This is a genomic window from Clostridium sp. AF19-22AC, from assembly GCF_003479085.1.
Taxonomy (GTDB): Bacteria; Bacillota; Clostridia; order Lachnospirales; family Lachnospiraceae; genus Faecalicatena_A; species Faecalicatena_A orotica.
Genome location: NZ_QUGN01000005.1, coordinates 40116 through 55048 on the forward strand (window position 1 = coordinate 40116; position 14933 = coordinate 55048).

The 14933-nt window shown below is 46.0% G+C and carries 11 protein-coding genes; 10 read left to right on the top strand and 1 reads right to left on the bottom strand.

Translation table 11 applies throughout. The annotated features are described in order from the left end of the window. Positions 1-45 precede the first annotated feature (45 nt). The 8 genes from DWX43_RS07440 to DWX43_RS07475 all read left to right on the top strand — a co-directional run bounded on the left by DWX43_RS07440 (position 46) and on the right by DWX43_RS07475 (position 9598). Positions 46-2451 (top strand): helix-turn-helix domain-containing protein, encoded by a 2406-nt coding sequence (locus tag DWX43_RS07440; RefSeq protein ID WP_118619805.1) that lies wholly within the window; start codon positions 46-48, stop codon positions 2449-2451. Positions 2452-2662: 211 nt separating this feature from the next. Next, positions 2663-4027 carry a glycoside-pentoside-hexuronide (GPH):cation symporter gene (locus tag DWX43_RS07445; protein ID WP_118619807.1) on the top strand — a complete coding sequence of 455 codons (1365 nt, stop codon included), beginning with the start codon at positions 2663-2665 and terminating at the stop codon, positions 4025-4027. Between the two features lie 34 nt (positions 4028-4061). Then, positions 4062-5177, top strand: a complete 1116-nt coding sequence (locus DWX43_RS07450) for a Gfo/Idh/MocA family oxidoreductase (protein WP_118619809.1) — start codon at positions 4062-4064, stop codon at positions 5175-5177. Between the two features lie 27 nt (positions 5178-5204). Next, the gene (locus tag DWX43_RS07455; RefSeq protein WP_118619811.1) at positions 5205-6275 is read left to right on the top strand and encodes a Gfo/Idh/MocA family oxidoreductase; all 1071 of its coding nucleotides are present in this window, start codon (positions 5205-5207) and stop codon (positions 6273-6275) included. A gap of 17 nt (positions 6276-6292) precedes the next feature. After that, the gene (locus DWX43_RS07460) at positions 6293-7294 is read left to right on the top strand and encodes a sugar phosphate isomerase/epimerase (protein ID WP_118619813.1); all 1002 of its coding nucleotides are present in this window, start codon (positions 6293-6295) and stop codon (positions 7292-7294) included. A gap of 12 nt (positions 7295-7306) precedes the next feature. Next, positions 7307-7699 (top strand): DUF6379 domain-containing protein, encoded by a 393-nt coding sequence (locus DWX43_RS07465; protein ID WP_109730672.1) that lies wholly within the window; start codon positions 7307-7309, stop codon positions 7697-7699. Between the two features lie 11 nt (positions 7700-7710). Beyond that, positions 7711-8667: a flavodoxin family protein gene (locus DWX43_RS07470; RefSeq protein ID WP_118619815.1), complete on the top strand. Its 957-nt coding sequence runs from the start codon at positions 7711-7713 to the stop codon at positions 8665-8667. 16 nt (positions 8668-8683) lie between these two features. Continuing rightward, positions 8684-9598: a sugar phosphate isomerase/epimerase gene (locus tag DWX43_RS07475; protein WP_118619817.1), complete on the top strand. Its 915-nt coding sequence runs from the start codon at positions 8684-8686 to the stop codon at positions 9596-9598. A 29-nt stretch (positions 9599-9627) separates the two neighbouring features. Here the strand turns inward: DWX43_RS07475 and DWX43_RS07480 are convergent, their stop codons facing one another. After that, positions 9628-10452: a LytTR family transcriptional regulator gene (locus DWX43_RS07480; RefSeq protein WP_109730669.1), complete on the bottom strand. Its 825-nt coding sequence runs from the start codon at positions 10450-10452 to the stop codon at positions 9628-9630. Positions 10453-10720: 268 nt separating this feature from the next. Here DWX43_RS07480 and DWX43_RS07485 point away from each other — a divergent pair, with 268 nt between their 5' ends. Next, on the top strand, positions 10721-14341 hold the full coding sequence (locus tag DWX43_RS07485) for a hypothetical protein (protein ID WP_118619819.1): 3621 nt from the start codon (positions 10721-10723) through the stop codon (positions 14339-14341). After that, on the top strand, positions 14331-14918 hold the full coding sequence (locus tag DWX43_RS07490) for a hypothetical protein (RefSeq protein WP_118619821.1): 588 nt from the start codon (positions 14331-14333) through the stop codon (positions 14916-14918). The genes DWX43_RS07485 and DWX43_RS07490 overlap by 11 nt, the downstream gene beginning before the upstream one ends. Positions 14919-14933 lie beyond the last annotated feature (15 nt).

Here is a 14933-nt window from a genome sequence, read left to right on the forward strand (position 1 = left end):
GTATATGATAAAATAAAAAAAGATTTATGTAAAGGGCGATGGCAGATGATAAAAAAGTGGAAATTTGATGGGATAGAAGTGGAGCTGATCCAGAACAGAAGAGGAAAAAAGGCATCCGTTCCGGAGCTTATAATTTTATATGTTCTGGAAGGGGAAGCAAGGGTATCTGTTGCGGATAAAGCGTATACCTTTGGAAAGGACGGGATCGTACTTGTGAATGCGGGGACTGTGCACCAGTTTGACTGCGGTGATAATACCATTGCGTTTACAATAAAAATATCCTATCTTGTCCTGGCGGATGTTATGCAGAATGAATGTTTCACTTTTATCTGCAATACTTCCGCCGATACAGCGAGGCCGTATCCGAAACTGCGGGAAATACTGAATAAGATTGTATATCATGCACTTGAAAACCAGCACCGCACGGACTGTATGATATATAGCCTGAAATATGAACTTTTAGACTGCCTGATAGAAAAATTCCTCGTTCAGTATCAGGTTGGGAGGCAGGAATCTATTAAGGACCCGAGTGAGCGTCTGCAAATAGTGATTAACTATATTAATATGAACTACCAGCACCAGCTGAGCCTGAATACCCTTGCAGAAAAGTTATATTTATCCCCATCTTCCTTATCCCGGTTTTTTAAGAAAGAGACAGGGGTATATTTTGCAGAATATGTTTCTAGTGTCCGGCTGCATTATGCACTCAATGATCTGCTGTATTCGGATGAACCGCTGACAAAGATTGCAGTCGACAACGGGTTTTCGAATCCATCTGTATTCAGCAAGGTTTTTCAGGAAAATTTCGGGATGCCGCCCTCACAGTACAGAAAGAAAAATAAGCCCCATGCTGTCTCAGAAACAAAGGATAGCGCATTATTGGAAGAAAAAGTAAAACGCAAGCTGGAAAAACTGGTGAATACGGAACAGTCAAATCAAGGCACCAACGGTATTACGATAGAAAATGATATTCAGAATGCAAAGGCCAGCCGGCCATTCTGGAATACAGTTATTAATATCGGTTCTGCTTATAACCTGACACTGGCTAACCTGCAGTACCATACACTGTATTTGGTAGAGAATCTTCATTTTAAATATGTACGCATATGGAATCTGTTTTCCACCAGATTAAAGATACGGCAGGATTCGAGAAGAGGTAATTACAATTTTGACAGTATTGACACAATTCTGGAATTTCTGGTGTCCCACGGTATGAAACCATACCTTGATTTCGGCAGCAGGCCGGAATGTGCGGTGAAAAACGGGAAAGAGATGCTGTTCTATGAAGAAGAGGCGATGGAGTATCAGACAAAGGCGGAATGGGAAAACATCGTCAGAAGCTTTATGTGGCATATTGCAAAAAGGTTTGGCCTTGACGAAATCAGCAGCTGGCTTTATGAATATACGTTTGATGTGGAGCATCAGAAAAGTGGTTATGACGCGGCAGAATTTTTCGAGTATTATAAAAGCTGGTATTTTCAAGTTAAGGAAGCTGCGCCGGGGGCCCGGATCGGCGGACCAAGTATCATTATAGATAAGAAGGAAGAGATATTCAGGACCTACCTGAATCAATGCCGTCAGGAGAATTGTGTTCCAGATTTTGTAACAATGATTTTGTTCCCGTACCAGTCACTCAGCGATGAACAGGACGTCAATTACGCCCAGAGGATTACTGATTTTGATTTCCTTTCTGAACAGATCTACATTGTGAAAAATATCATGCAGGAATGCAAGGTTACAGACAGGAAGCTGTGTATTACAGAGTGGAGTAATGCCCTTTCCAATCGGAATTATTTGAACGACAGCTGTTTCAGGGCTGCGTTTATTATGAAAATGACAGCCGCCATGTGGGGGAGGGTGGATACGGCCTGTTTCTGGATGGGGTCAGACTGGATCAGTACTTATTATGATTCTGTAAATATAATACAGGGAGGGGTGGGGCTTCTTACAAAAGACGGGGTAAGAAAACCAGCCTATTATGCAATCGACTTCCTCAACCAGCTGGGACCTTTATTTGTCTCATCGGGGCCCAATTATATTGTGACGGCAAATGAACATGGCGACTATTATATTGTGTGCTTTAACTTTAAGTGGTACAGCGCCAATTATTATATGAAAGATGAGGATGATCTGGATATTAGGAATTTAGACGCCATTTTTGAAGATAATAAGATATTAGAGGTCTCCTTCAGACTTAAAAACGTGGCATCAGACCAGAAATATATTGTAAAAAAACATCTGCTGAATAATCAGTATGGGTGCATTCTTACAGAATGGCTCCGTTTTAATTGCGAGGCAGAGCTTTCAGGGAGTGACTTGAAGTACCTGAGAAATATATGTACACCCCATCTTAGCATGGAAAGGGTATATTCCGGACAAGGAGAGCTTGAATTTGTTTCTGAACTGCAGCCCCATGAAATTGCCTTGTTCCATATTTATAAGGATTACTAGAAAAACAAGAAAAGAGAAATCGGTGCAATAATCATACTACGATTGTTGCACTGGTTTCTTTTTTTATTGCAGGCTGCAAATATAGACAAGTATATTGGAACAGCATAAAAGCGAATTATGTTTTCTCAGGATATACTTATTTTACAAAATGAATTCGGGAAGACGTCTTACAATTCTAATGTGACTACTAATAGTGAATGGAGAAAATATTATGGAAAATCAAAAGAGGGCTTCAAAAGCAGCAGTCATATGCTACGGTTTTGGAGATCTGGCATCACAGTTCGTATGGACTTTTGTTGGTTCTTATTTAACATTGTTTTACACAGATGTTGTCGGCCTTGCTCCGGCCATTGTGTCAGTAATTATGATGGGCGCCCGTATATGGGATGCTGTTAATGATCCAATGATGGGGGCAATTGCAGAACGGACACGCTCCAGATTCGGGAGGTTCCGCCCGTACATAGCATTTGGATGTCCGTTTCTGGCATTGTTCGGTGTCCTGACATTTACAAATCCGTTCGGCGGTTCCAGTGTGGCAGGGATTATATGGGCAGCGGCAACATATATCATAGCGGGAATGCTGTATACACTGACCAATATTCCTTATGCGGCACTGGCAGGTGTTATGACAGAAGATGCGGCACAGAGAAATACAATTAATACATCCAGAAACATCGGTATGAATCTTGGAATGATTATCGTAAATGCCTGTTCCGCAGGTCTTGCACTGAAATTCTCAGGTTCAGGGGCAGAAGTTGCAAACGGACATGGATATATGATGGTAGCCGTTATCTATGGAATCATAGCCATCCCACTATTTTTAATCGTGTTCTTCACTGCAAAAGAAAATGTGCAGCCGATTGGGGAAATACAAAAATTTTCCTTTAAAACAACGATCAATAATCTGGTCAAAAATAAATACCTGATGATTGTCATGTTGATCATGACACTTCAGATGACGGCATTCATGGGACGTATTGCAGTGTGTGCGTTTTATGTGATCTACTGCCTTGGCTCCTTCACAATGATTGCCCTTATCATGACGATTCCTTCTATTGGCGCTGTAATCGGTTCCTTCTTTGTCCCGGTGGCGGCGAAAAAATTTGGAAAAAGAAACGTCCTGATGGGATCTATGCTGATTCAGGCTGTCGGACTTTTAGTCATTTATTTTGCACCGTTTGATAATATGACAATGGTTCTGGCAGGGTGCTGGATATTTGGCCTGTTTAATGTCGGTTTCCCAATGACGTTATCGATGGTGTCAGACTCTGTAGATTATATGGAGTTAAAGACCGGGGTGCGGACAGACGGGACAGCATATGCAACATATGGGCTGGCGACAAAGATCGGGAATGCACTTGGCGGTTCGATCGGAGTGCTTCTTCTTGCGGCTTTCGGTTATGTGGCAAACGCAGAGCAGACTGTATCAGCATTGAAGGGAATTAATACAGTGGTAAACCTGATCCCGGCAATTCTTTTCATAGTGGCTGCAGCCGCATGTTTTTTATGGAACATGAGTGACAAAGATGCAGATGATATCCGTCAGAAATTAAAAGAAAAAAATCAAAATCAATAAATTAAAACAAATAAATAATCAGGAGGATATGAAGATGAAGAACGGAAAATTACAGGTGGCAGTCGCAGGGTGCGGAGGAATCGCAAATCAAAAACATTTCCCGGCGCTTACATCACAGAGTGATAAGTGCGAAATCGTAGCTTTTTGTGACATTATTGAAGAACGTGCAAAGGCAGGTGCTGAGAAATTCGGCACGTCTGATGCAAAAGTCTATACAGACTATAACGAAATGCTGAAAGATGAAGAGATTGATGTGGTGCATGTATGCACACCAAATAACTCACACTGCCCGGTTACAGTAGCAGCTTTTAACGCTGGGAAACATGTACTTTGCGAGAAGCCGATGGCTGCAACAACAGAAGATGCACAGAAAATGATGGATGCATGGGAGAAATCCGGAAAGAAATTTACAATTGGATATCAGAACCGTTTCCGTACAGACGCACGGGCACTTAAGAGGGCCTGTGAAGAAGGGAAACTTGGAGAAATCTATTTTGCAAAAGCACATGCAGTCAGAAGGAGAGCCGTACCTACATGGGGTGTGTTCCCGGACAAGTCAAAGCAGGGCGGCGGTCCGCTGATCGATATTGGAACGCATGCACTGGATATCACATTATGGTGCATGGATAATTATGAGCCCGCATCCATTACAGGATCTGTTTTTGAAAAACTGGGCCATCTTCCGGAAGCAACAGAAGGCAATATGTTCGGACCGTGGGACCCAAAGACTTATGAGGTAGAAGATTCAGCGTTCGGTTATATCAAGATGAAAAACGGTGCGGCGATCTTCCTTGAGTCTGCATGGGCATTGAATGTAAAGGATTCAAGAGAAGCAGCTGCCACTCTTTGCGGAACGAAGGCGGGAGCAGAGATGATCGGAGGAATGAGCCAGGAAGGATATGATCTTGTATTCAATGAGACAACTGGTGGAATTTTAACAGAAGAACATATTTCAGATGCAGGTGCCATTGCATTTTTTGAAGGAAATGGCGGCGGTTCCCCGGAAGTGCTGGAATGTAAACAGTGGCTGGAGGCAATTATCGAAGATAAGGAACCGCTTGTAAAACCGCAGCAGGCATTTGTTGTTACCCAGATTCTGGACACGATCTATAAAGCGGCAGAGTCGGGTCAGGAAATCAAATTGGATTAAAGATTGAGGTTTCAACGGGAGGAAGAAATGGAAGATATCAGAATCGCAGTGATTGGTCACGGTTTTATGGGACATGAGCATGAGACAATGCTCAGCCAGATGGAAGGCATTCGTTTGATCGGGTTTTCTGACAGGGATCCGAAACAATTGGATGATGTTAAGGAAGGGTTAAAAAGATACGAAAGCAACGAGGCGCTTTTGGCAGACCCGGAAGTGGACGTTGTACTGATTGCGGCAAATAACAACCAACATCATGATCTGGTTATACAGGCTGCAAGGGCAGGAAAAGATATCATATGTGAGAAGCCGGTGGCGATGTCTCTGGAGGAGCTGGATGACATGGTCCGTGTGACAAATGAGTGCGGAGTGAAATTTACGGTCCACCATCAGAGGCGTCTGGATCAGGACTTCAGAATCATGAAAGAAATCTTTGACCAAAAGGCTCTCGGGGACGTTTATATGATGAAAAACAGTCTCTATGGATTCAATGGAAATATGCATGACTGGCATGTTTACATAAGCGAAGGCGGAGGCATGCTTTATGACTGGGGAGTACATTTGATCGACCAGATACTCTTCATGATGCCGGAGGCAAAAATCACATCCATCTATGCGGATGTGAGAAATGTCATTAATTTTGAAGTGGATGATTATTTTAAAATCCTGCTCAGGTTTGATAATCAAGTGATGGCGGAAGTTGAACTGGGAACCTATCTGTTAGCTGACAAACCGCAGGATAAGTGGTTCGAACGGCACTGGATTATGGGCGGAAACAAGGGAACTGCCTATGTGGACGGATTTGAACCGGAAGGGAGGATTGTCAGGACAACAGAGCTTCTTACGAACGTAAGCGGCTCCAGGACAATGACGGCTGCAGGTCCTACACGTTCCTTCGGACCGCCTGCACCGGGAAAAATCGTAACAGAAGACGTGCCGAAGGTGAATACCTGCCACAGAGATTATTTTGAAAATTATAAAAAAGCATATTATGGGGAAGAGGATTTCCTTGTGAAAATCCCTGAGACACGGAGAGTTCTGGCAGTTATGGATGCAGTCAGAAAATCCGCAAAAACTGGGAAGTCCGTAGATTTTGAATAGAGAAAAGAGGAGATAATATGGCAATTAAAACATGCGTAAGCCTGTACAGCCTTCAGGATGAATATATGAATAAGAGGATGACTCTGGAAGATATCATGAAGTATCTGGCAGAGCATAAAGTTGAGGGTCTGGAACTACTTCCGGACCAGATGATCCACAACACACCACATCCGTCTGAGGAATCTCTGAAACACTGGGATTACCTGATGGAAACCTATAAAATAAAACCAGTCTGTTCAGATGTGTTTTTAAATACAAATTTGTACAACAACCGGACGTTAACAAAAAGGGAGTGTATAGACATTCTTATTGATGAAATAAAACTTGCACACCGCATGGGATTTCATTTGATCCGTTTAGTATCTATGGTGCCCGCATTTGTAATCGAGCCGCTGCTTCCGTATGCAGAGAAATATGATGTTGCATTTGCCCTTGAGATACATGCAGGCATGAGCTTCGGAATTCCGGAGACAAGAGGCTTTATTGAGGAAATGATCCGAGTGGATTCCCCGTACTGCGGGCTCGTTGTAGATGCCGGCATCTTCTGCCACAGGATTCCAAGAGTTTATAACGACTATAATGTAAAGGTACTGGGAACGAATCCAAAGGTTGTAGAATATTTTAACGGCCTGTTTGACAAGGGACTGGACGGTACCCATGCATTTGATGAACAGCATAATATGAAGCCGGAGCTTGCGGCAATTGCCACAGAAAAGGATATGCCATATATTATGCTGGCTGACGGTTACGAGAATACGCCGTATGAAACACTGGACAAATACATGAAATATATCAGGCATTTCCACTTTAAGCTGTGGGAGATGGCTGATGGTGAGGAATACTCTGTTGATTATAAGGGGCTGCTTCAGTATCTTCATGACCATGATTATGAAGGGTATGTGTCAACTGAATATGAAGGAAACCGCTGGATTCTCCCAGGGCATCCTATGGTTGAAAAAGAACAGGTTGCCGCACATCAGGAAATGCTTCGCAGATATATTCAGGAAATGGAAGGATAGGGGGGATAAACGATGTTTGATAATAATGTATTTATAAAAGGAACATGCAAAAATATCACGGCTGACAATCAGATTACCGGGTTCGAACTGCAGACCCATATTACATATTACCGTGCCATTCCTTTATCTATGGTGAACGATGTAAAAGTGAAGCTGGACGGGACAGAGATTCTGCGGGAACAAATCCGCTGCAGCGTTGATCAGGAAGACTGGTTTACTTTAGATGAAATGCAGACAGTAACATCATACAAATGGGAGTACGGCGAACCACTTTATATACGGGTTCTGAAGGAAAACGGCCTGTCGAAGGGAACCCACAAGGTGGAACTGACAGTATCTACGAGAACCGCATATATTCCGGTGCCGATTGTTGGCACGATGGAACGTGAAGTAGAGATTGCGTAGGTGGACAAAAGATGAAGAAAAAGGTATTAGGAATTTCCTTCGGAAGAAAGATGGGCAACACAGACGTTATGATAAAAGCAGCACTGATGGAGTGTGAAAAGGCGGGATATGAGGTGCTGTTTATCCGCGCGGACGACCTTGATATCAAAGTGTGTACTGGATGTATCTCCTGTGTTGTGGGAATGACAACGGGACGCGGGAAAGGCGGCTGTCCTCTGAAAGACGATATGTATATCATTGATGAGGCACTTATGGAAAGCGATGCAGTGATTGTAGGAAGCCCGACTTATGTATTATCACCTACGGGAAGATTTAAAACAGTCTGCGACAGGATCGGACCATCCCATGACATCACCTTCAGAAAAGCAACATTTGATGAGGGCATAAAAGCAGGAAAGCCCGTGGATCAGCTCCCGGATGAAAGAAGCTTTAAAAAGCGTGTCGGGGCCTTGCTTTCCGTGGGAGGAGCCATGACAGAAAACTGGCTTTCTTTTATGCTGCCTACTATGTATGAATTTACTATGTCTATGGGGATCGATGTGATAGACATGCATCAGTATTTTGGGGCTATGGCTTATGAACACGTACTTGGAAATGATTCCGAGATGGAACGTGCCAGAAGCATCGGATACAATATTGCAGCCGCTCTGGATGCAGAGACCGAGGAGGAACGTATCAAATGGCGCGGAGAAGAGGAAGGAATCTGCCCGGTCTGCCACTGCAGCATGCTGACAGTATCGAAAGACCATACCTCTATAGAGTGCCCGGTCTGCGGCATATATGGGGACCTGTCAATAGAAAACGGAAAAATCTGTGCTACATTCAGTGAGGAAGAACAGAAACGATCAAGATTAAGATGGGACGGTAAGCTGGAACATTCTACGGAGATTAAGACAAAAGCAGTCGGCCCCGGACAAATACCAAATCTGAAGGAACTAAAAGAACAATATCAGAATTATTTAAAGTAAAATAGGAGGTCACAGCATGAAATTGGGATTTATCACAGCAATATGTGAGGGAATGCGTTTTGAAGAGGTTGTTGACTTTGCGGCAGAGAACCATCTGGAATGTCTGGAAGTTGCATGCTGGCCGCAAGGGGGCGCATCAAGGCGTTATGCAGGGGTCAGCCATATCGATGTGGCCGGTCTGAATCAGGAAAAGGCGAAATACATCAATGAGTATTGTAAAGAAAGGGGCGTTGAAATCTCTTCTCTTGCATACTATCCGAATACACTGGAGCCAGATCAGGAGAAGAGGGAGGCTTATATAGCACACCTCTATAAGCTGATAGACGCATCTGCAATGCTGGATGTGAATATGGTTACTACTTTTATAGGGAGGGACCCACAAAAGACAGTCACGGAAAATCTGGAAATTGTGAAGGCGGTATGGCCCCCGATTGTGAAATACGCAGAGGAGAAAGGCGTTAAGATCGCTATTGAAAACTGCCCGATGCTATTCACCGAAGATGAATGGCCGGGGGGACAAAACCTGATGACCTCACCGGCAAACTGGAGGAAGGTTTTTGAGATTCTTGACAGTCCGAATCTGGGCATAAATTATGACCCGTCTCATTTTGTATGGCAGAGAATTGACTATATTAAGCCATTGTATGAGTTTAAAGACAAGATCTTCCACGTACACTACAAAGATATCAAGGTATATGAAGACAGGTTCGCCGATGTAGGAATCATGGCGGCGCCGCTGGAATACATGTCACCCAAACTTCCGGGACTCGGGGATGTGGACTGGGGCAGATATGTATCCGCCCTTACCGACATCGGATACAATGGATATACTTGTATCGAAGTAGAAGATAAGGCATTTGAAGGAAGTATCGAGGAGGCAAAGAAGGCAGTTGTACTGAGTGCAAAATACTTGAGAAACTATGTGATTTAATCTGAAGTGGAAAATCCGATGCTGTATGATCAGACTACAGCATCGGATTTTTTGTCTTCTAAATAGCGTTTTAGATTCATGTATCGTTCTTTGCTGACCGGCAATTCCTCCCCATTTTTTAGGACTGCTTTGTAACGGCGGATGGAAGCAATATACATGCTGTTGACAAGATAGCTTTTATGGATTCGGCAGAACGTATCCGGCATTTCGGGCTCATGGTCCGCTAACAATCCTATGATCTGAAAACTGCCAGTAATCGTATGGACAATGGTCCATTGGAGTGCGGACTTCATATATAGGATTTCGGAGGGGAGAAGATAGCGGTGATTTTTATCCTTGTCGCGGAAGGATAACTTTTTCTCGTTGGCTTTTACTGTATCCATGCGCTTCATATACTCAAAGTAGTCCGTGTCTGCTGTCAGTGGTTCTGGTGGAGGCAACAGCTGATTGAGTGGAATGTCTTGGGCATGGGAACCATGAACATGAGCCAGCTTTATTTCACCATCAATTCTACGCCATACATAAGTGCCGCGTACATGTGCGTGGATGACTGAGCCATCCCTGAGCATCGTCGTCGCTTTGTAACGTCCATACACTATCCACACATTCCGTTCATGGAAAAGCAGGTGATACTCCTCATCTGAGAGCGTGACAGGTGACTCATTAAATTCCTTTTTGGTAATCAGATTAAATTCTTCAAGACTTTGACACCATTGAAAATCATTTGAACCAATCCACATGAAATTGTCTGTCATGGGTGAGATGGTTATGTCTGGATTGCGCTGGTAAAAACTGCGGACATTCTCCAGTGTCATCTGAATGATTTCAGATTCTGTGATGATAGGCTTCCCCATATGTTCTCCTCCCCTGTCATGTGATTAATCAAGTATAGCAGTAAGAATGAAAAACTGCAATATAAATAGAACAAATAACACACATAAAATTACCGTTAATTTTGATTTATTGCATGATAATTATAACGTTTGACATGAAAAATAGCGTATGATAAACTACTCTAAACATATGATTCTTTAAAAAAAGAGGTTATTGTCACACTGGTGAAAGCACGGTGTAGGAAGATAAAAAATAGAAAAATCGGCAAAAGAGAGGAGCAGAGATGCTATGGGAATGAAACGAGGAGTGGCAGGGAAGGTGCTGTCCGGGCTTATAGCGGCGGTGGTTATGCTGACCGGACTGCCTTGGACACAGCAGACGGTGCAGGCCGCCGGGGAAACGGAAATCAGCGGTCTTGATTGGGAACATGAGCTGGATAGCGGCACATACCGCCTGAAGTATGAATCATCTATGTTTGACTATGGAGATATCCGCCTTAACCTTCATTATAAAAAAATTACTATCAAAGAAGGCGCTTCGGTAACGCTTCATGTGAGCAACAATATCGGCGGAGACGATGCGCAGGAGGGGAAAGATTCCCAGCCCGGCATTCAGGTCCAAAAGGGTGCGATCCTGAATCTATACATAGAGGGCAACGTGACAATATGGGGCGGCAACGGCTGGTGTTTCCGTCCAGGAAGTGCCGGTATCGAGGTGCAGCAGGGCGCTGCGCTGAATATTTACGGTGGTGGAACTCTGAATGCCATCGGCGGAAATGCCGGAGATGGCGGTACCAACGTGACGTACAAGCCGGAACTGAAAGGCTCCTCCGATAACGACCAGAAAAACGGAGGCGCGGGCGGCGGAGGCGCCGGAGCCGGAATCGGCGGTTCAGGTGGTTTGGGCGGCAAGGCCATGAGCTACTATACATGGGCGCATTATTTTGAAGGGGCGAAAAAGTACCACGAGTTAGATCTGGAGTATAGCGCCATTACTCGGTATCTGAACAACCATTATTCCTCGGATATTCAAGATGCTATTGATGGGAACGCAGGGGGAAACTGTGGAACAGTCAATATCGATTCTTCTGGTGTGACAGTGCGGACCACCGGAGGACAGGGCGGCACCGCCGGCAATATCGACACCACGGCGAGCGAATATAAAAAAGGCGATGCCAGCAGTGGCACAGGCGTCAGTTTTGGCTTGTTTTATGTGCTTGAGGGTGATCTTTACGGCGGCACCGGACAGCGCGGTACAGGCGGAGGTGGTTATCCGGCGGCCGGAATCGGCGGAGGAGGAGGCGGAGCCGGGGCTGGCGGTTACGGCGGCTATGGCGGCTATTACGCGCATACGAAACGGCCGGAGACAATTGGTGATTATGCCTTCGGAGGAGGCGGAGGAGGCGGAGGCGGTCAAGGCTACGTCAACGGCCGTCCCGGGATTGGCGGAGTGGGTGAAAGCTTTTTAAGAGACGACCGGCCGGGAAAGGCCGGCTCCGGCACCAGCGGCGGTGAAGGTGCAGACGGAACGAAGCATGATAAGCACGGCAGATACGACGGCATGGACGGGCACGATGGCGGAAAAGGAGGGGCAGCCGGAAACGGCGGCAAGGTCACCCTGACAAACGGACACTTGCAGGCGGACGGTGTATCCACTGATATCGGCGAGGGTAACGGCGCTGCCTCAGGAAGCAGCGGAACACTGACCATAGACGAAGCCGGTTTTTTGTCTGCAGGCAATATCAGGTGCGCTGTATCCAACCCTGAGGGACAGAAGGTTTATAGCTCGCAGCTCCCTCTGACAGGCGTAAGCAAGGTGAGCATTGCGGGTATGGACGTTTTCATAGGGGAAGGGTGGCTTAGTTATTGGCCAATGGATACATCCTACACAGTGCAGTACACGGACTCCAATGATTTCAGTTATGAATGCAAGGCTTCCTATAAATCCGCATTGAACCGTATTGCACTGACCGAGGCGAAGCGAATCAATCCCTGCACTCTGACCCTGCAGTATTCCACCTTGGCCACTGGCTATACGGTTAAGAATGAAAAAGGGGAGACGCTTACGGATCTCTATGAGAATGTCCCCGGTTTTCAGATAAAAAGAGGTACGAAGATTCAAGTAGAGCTTACCTATGCGGATACGGGCTACAGCACCTCAGGCTGGCGCGACGGAACAGAGGGCGCGGTCTGGTCGGGAACGATGGATGGGGACAAGAGCCTCACGGCCTATACCAAGTCAGACACAGCTTTAGCCAGTTATACAGTATCTCTGGATCAGGCGGATTTCCAGAAGGCAGAGTTTACATTTACCATCGATTACGACAGCATCACGGAAGATTCCCGATCCTTGATGCTGACCCCTGTTACAAGTGACGAGGGCATGATCACGCTATATAACGATGCGGATAAGAACTACACCATGAATATCAAGATTCCTGTGACGGAAGTGAATGTGCGTACAGATACAGATAATCGGGAATCGGATAAAACAAAGGGAAGTTACACAAAGGTAATAACCGGCGAAGTGCAGAATCCACAGTCCGTCCGGGCGGGCAGCTACAGCGGAGCAGTCAGCTTTTACGCCAGCTATGGTACGGCAACGCAGGTACTGGATCTCTCTGCCGGGAGCATCACCGTCAGCGGCGACGGCTATACCCAGGGAGACACCACGGAGACATTTCATGGAAATTACCGTATCACACAGAGTGGGAACCAGACAGCCAATACCCTGGCTATCGGTGGCAGCAGCAGTTCCTCGCCGCGGGATTTTTCCATTAAGCTAGAAGGACTGAACACTAGCGGTGACGTGCAGGTGGAAGGTACAGAGAATATTGCCCTCACTGTGGATGGTAGTAAGCTGGGAGCCATGCATTTTGAAAAGGCGGAGAATACGGCGCTCACTGTGACCGGAGAAACGATCCTGATGCGGACCAAGGCAGAGGGAATGCTAAAGAAAGGCGACGATGTGAAAGGACCCAATTTGTATCCGTATAGTTATTGGGTCAAGATGGGGGCAATTACCACAGAAAGTGTTTCTGGCTTCTACATCTGGACGGATGCAAATACTGGAGAGGAGAAATACTGTTATGAAAATAGTCATATGCATGTGAAGCTGGCTTCCATTGAGGTGGGCGTAGAAAATTACTTGGGAGCTTCCTATGATGTTGAGGGAGGAGTATTTACGGCAAGCCATTCTCAGATTATTTTGAATCTTCCGGAAAGCGCAGACAGCCTGACCTTGGAAAGCAGGATTCAGGACAGCGAAAAGCTGCAGGCGGAGGGCGTTGTCCTGACATCCTCGACATTTACCATTGAGGGGAAGGGAACACTGAAGGCGAATGGCGGCCAGTACGGCAAAGAGGATATTACGGATGGAAGCGAGTCCACGTCTTCGGGAACAGATTACGAGTTCTGTTCACGGATAGAAGAGTACTACACTGATGCAAACGAAAGTGACGTATTGAGACATATGCTAGAATACGAGTACATTACCTTACCAGGCAATGCGATAAGCGCGCATGAAAAAGGTATCGTGGTGAAAGATCCGGATAACAGGAAGGTGGCTTTCCCTGCATTGTCGCTGGATGCAAACTCCTCCTTTATCGTCAATGGAGGAGTGGTGGAACTGAATCAAAGCAGTTACCTGACGGGTGCGGATGAGTGCGTCAATCCAATTGCCGGGACGGTAACGGTAAGGAGCGTGCCGGAGCAGGTAACTGAGGGCACCTCTGGGCCGCAGATCATATACCCGGCTATCAATGCAAAGAGCAAGCCGGTCTCATTAGCCGAGATGGGCGGAACGGTCACTTTGAACGGCGGTAATCTGGAGCTTACCCTGAACGGTGCAGCCACAACCGATGTTGCCGCCACAATAGAGAAGAACGGAGGTACGATCAATGGGCAGTAGAAAAAGAAAAACAGCTTTCTTCCACTCTGCGTTGCTGCTCTGCGGTCTGCTTTTATCAAGCATAGCTCTGTCGGGTATGCAGGCAGAAGCTGCGGAAAGCACGGAGCACCGGACGGAAGTGGGGAGCAGCGGCAGTTATGTTCAGGAGGGAGCTTACACGGTAGTCATCCCGGCCAGCGTCAACCTTACGCCGGGAGAGTCCTCCACAGTGGATATTTCTGTGGGTGCGAAAACTAATATCGCCGTGGGCAAGCGGCTGACCGTACGCCTGAAGGAAACGGACAGCGTGAAGAGCGGACAGCTTACTTTGGAGCGTTATGACATGGAGGGAAATATAAAGCAGACAGGGGACGAGGCGGATACCGTGACGGCAGCGCTGGCAAAAATGACAGCGTCTGATAAGGAGTTTACGGCGGTCAAAGGAACAGAGGTTATCACCTCCTACAGCGATATTGCTTCGCAGGATACCCATATAGGTACGCTCCAGCTCACGCCCCAGTCGGAGCTGACGAATACAAAGGCGGGCGTATACAAGGGAATGGTCGTGTTCACGATCGCACTGGAAGCGGCCAAGTAAGGAGGACAACATAAA

Bases quoted from the DNA above. Each gene is read 5' to 3' on its own strand.
- DWX43_RS07440 (WP_118619805.1), top strand. From the start codon at position 46: ATGATAAAAAAGTGGAAATTTGATGGGATAGAAGTGGAGCTGATCCAG.
- DWX43_RS07445 (WP_118619807.1), top strand. From the start codon at position 2,663: ATGGAAAATCAAAAGAGGGCTTCAAAAGCAGCAGTCATATGCTACGGT.
- DWX43_RS07450 (WP_118619809.1), top strand. From the start codon at position 4,062: ATGAAGAACGGAAAATTACAGGTGGCAGTCGCAGGGTGCGGAGGAATC.
- DWX43_RS07455 (WP_118619811.1), top strand. From the start codon at position 5,205: ATGGAAGATATCAGAATCGCAGTGATTGGTCACGGTTTTATGGGACAT.
- DWX43_RS07460 (WP_118619813.1), top strand. From the start codon at position 6,293: ATGGCAATTAAAACATGCGTAAGCCTGTACAGCCTTCAGGATGAATAT.
- DWX43_RS07465 (WP_109730672.1), top strand. From the start codon at position 7,307: ATGTTTGATAATAATGTATTTATAAAAGGAACATGCAAAAATATCACG.
- DWX43_RS07470 (WP_118619815.1), top strand. From the start codon at position 7,711: ATGAAGAAAAAGGTATTAGGAATTTCCTTCGGAAGAAAGATGGGCAAC.
- DWX43_RS07475 (WP_118619817.1), top strand. From the start codon at position 8,684: ATGAAATTGGGATTTATCACAGCAATATGTGAGGGAATGCGTTTTGAA.
- DWX43_RS07480 (WP_109730669.1), bottom strand. From the start codon at position 10,452: ATGGGGAAGCCTATCATCACAGAATCTGAAATCATTCAGATGACACTG.
- DWX43_RS07485 (WP_118619819.1), top strand. From the start codon at position 10,721: ATGGGAATGAAACGAGGAGTGGCAGGGAAGGTGCTGTCCGGGCTTATA.
- DWX43_RS07490 (WP_118619821.1), top strand. From the start codon at position 14,331: ATGGGCAGTAGAAAAAGAAAAACAGCTTTCTTCCACTCTGCGTTGCTG.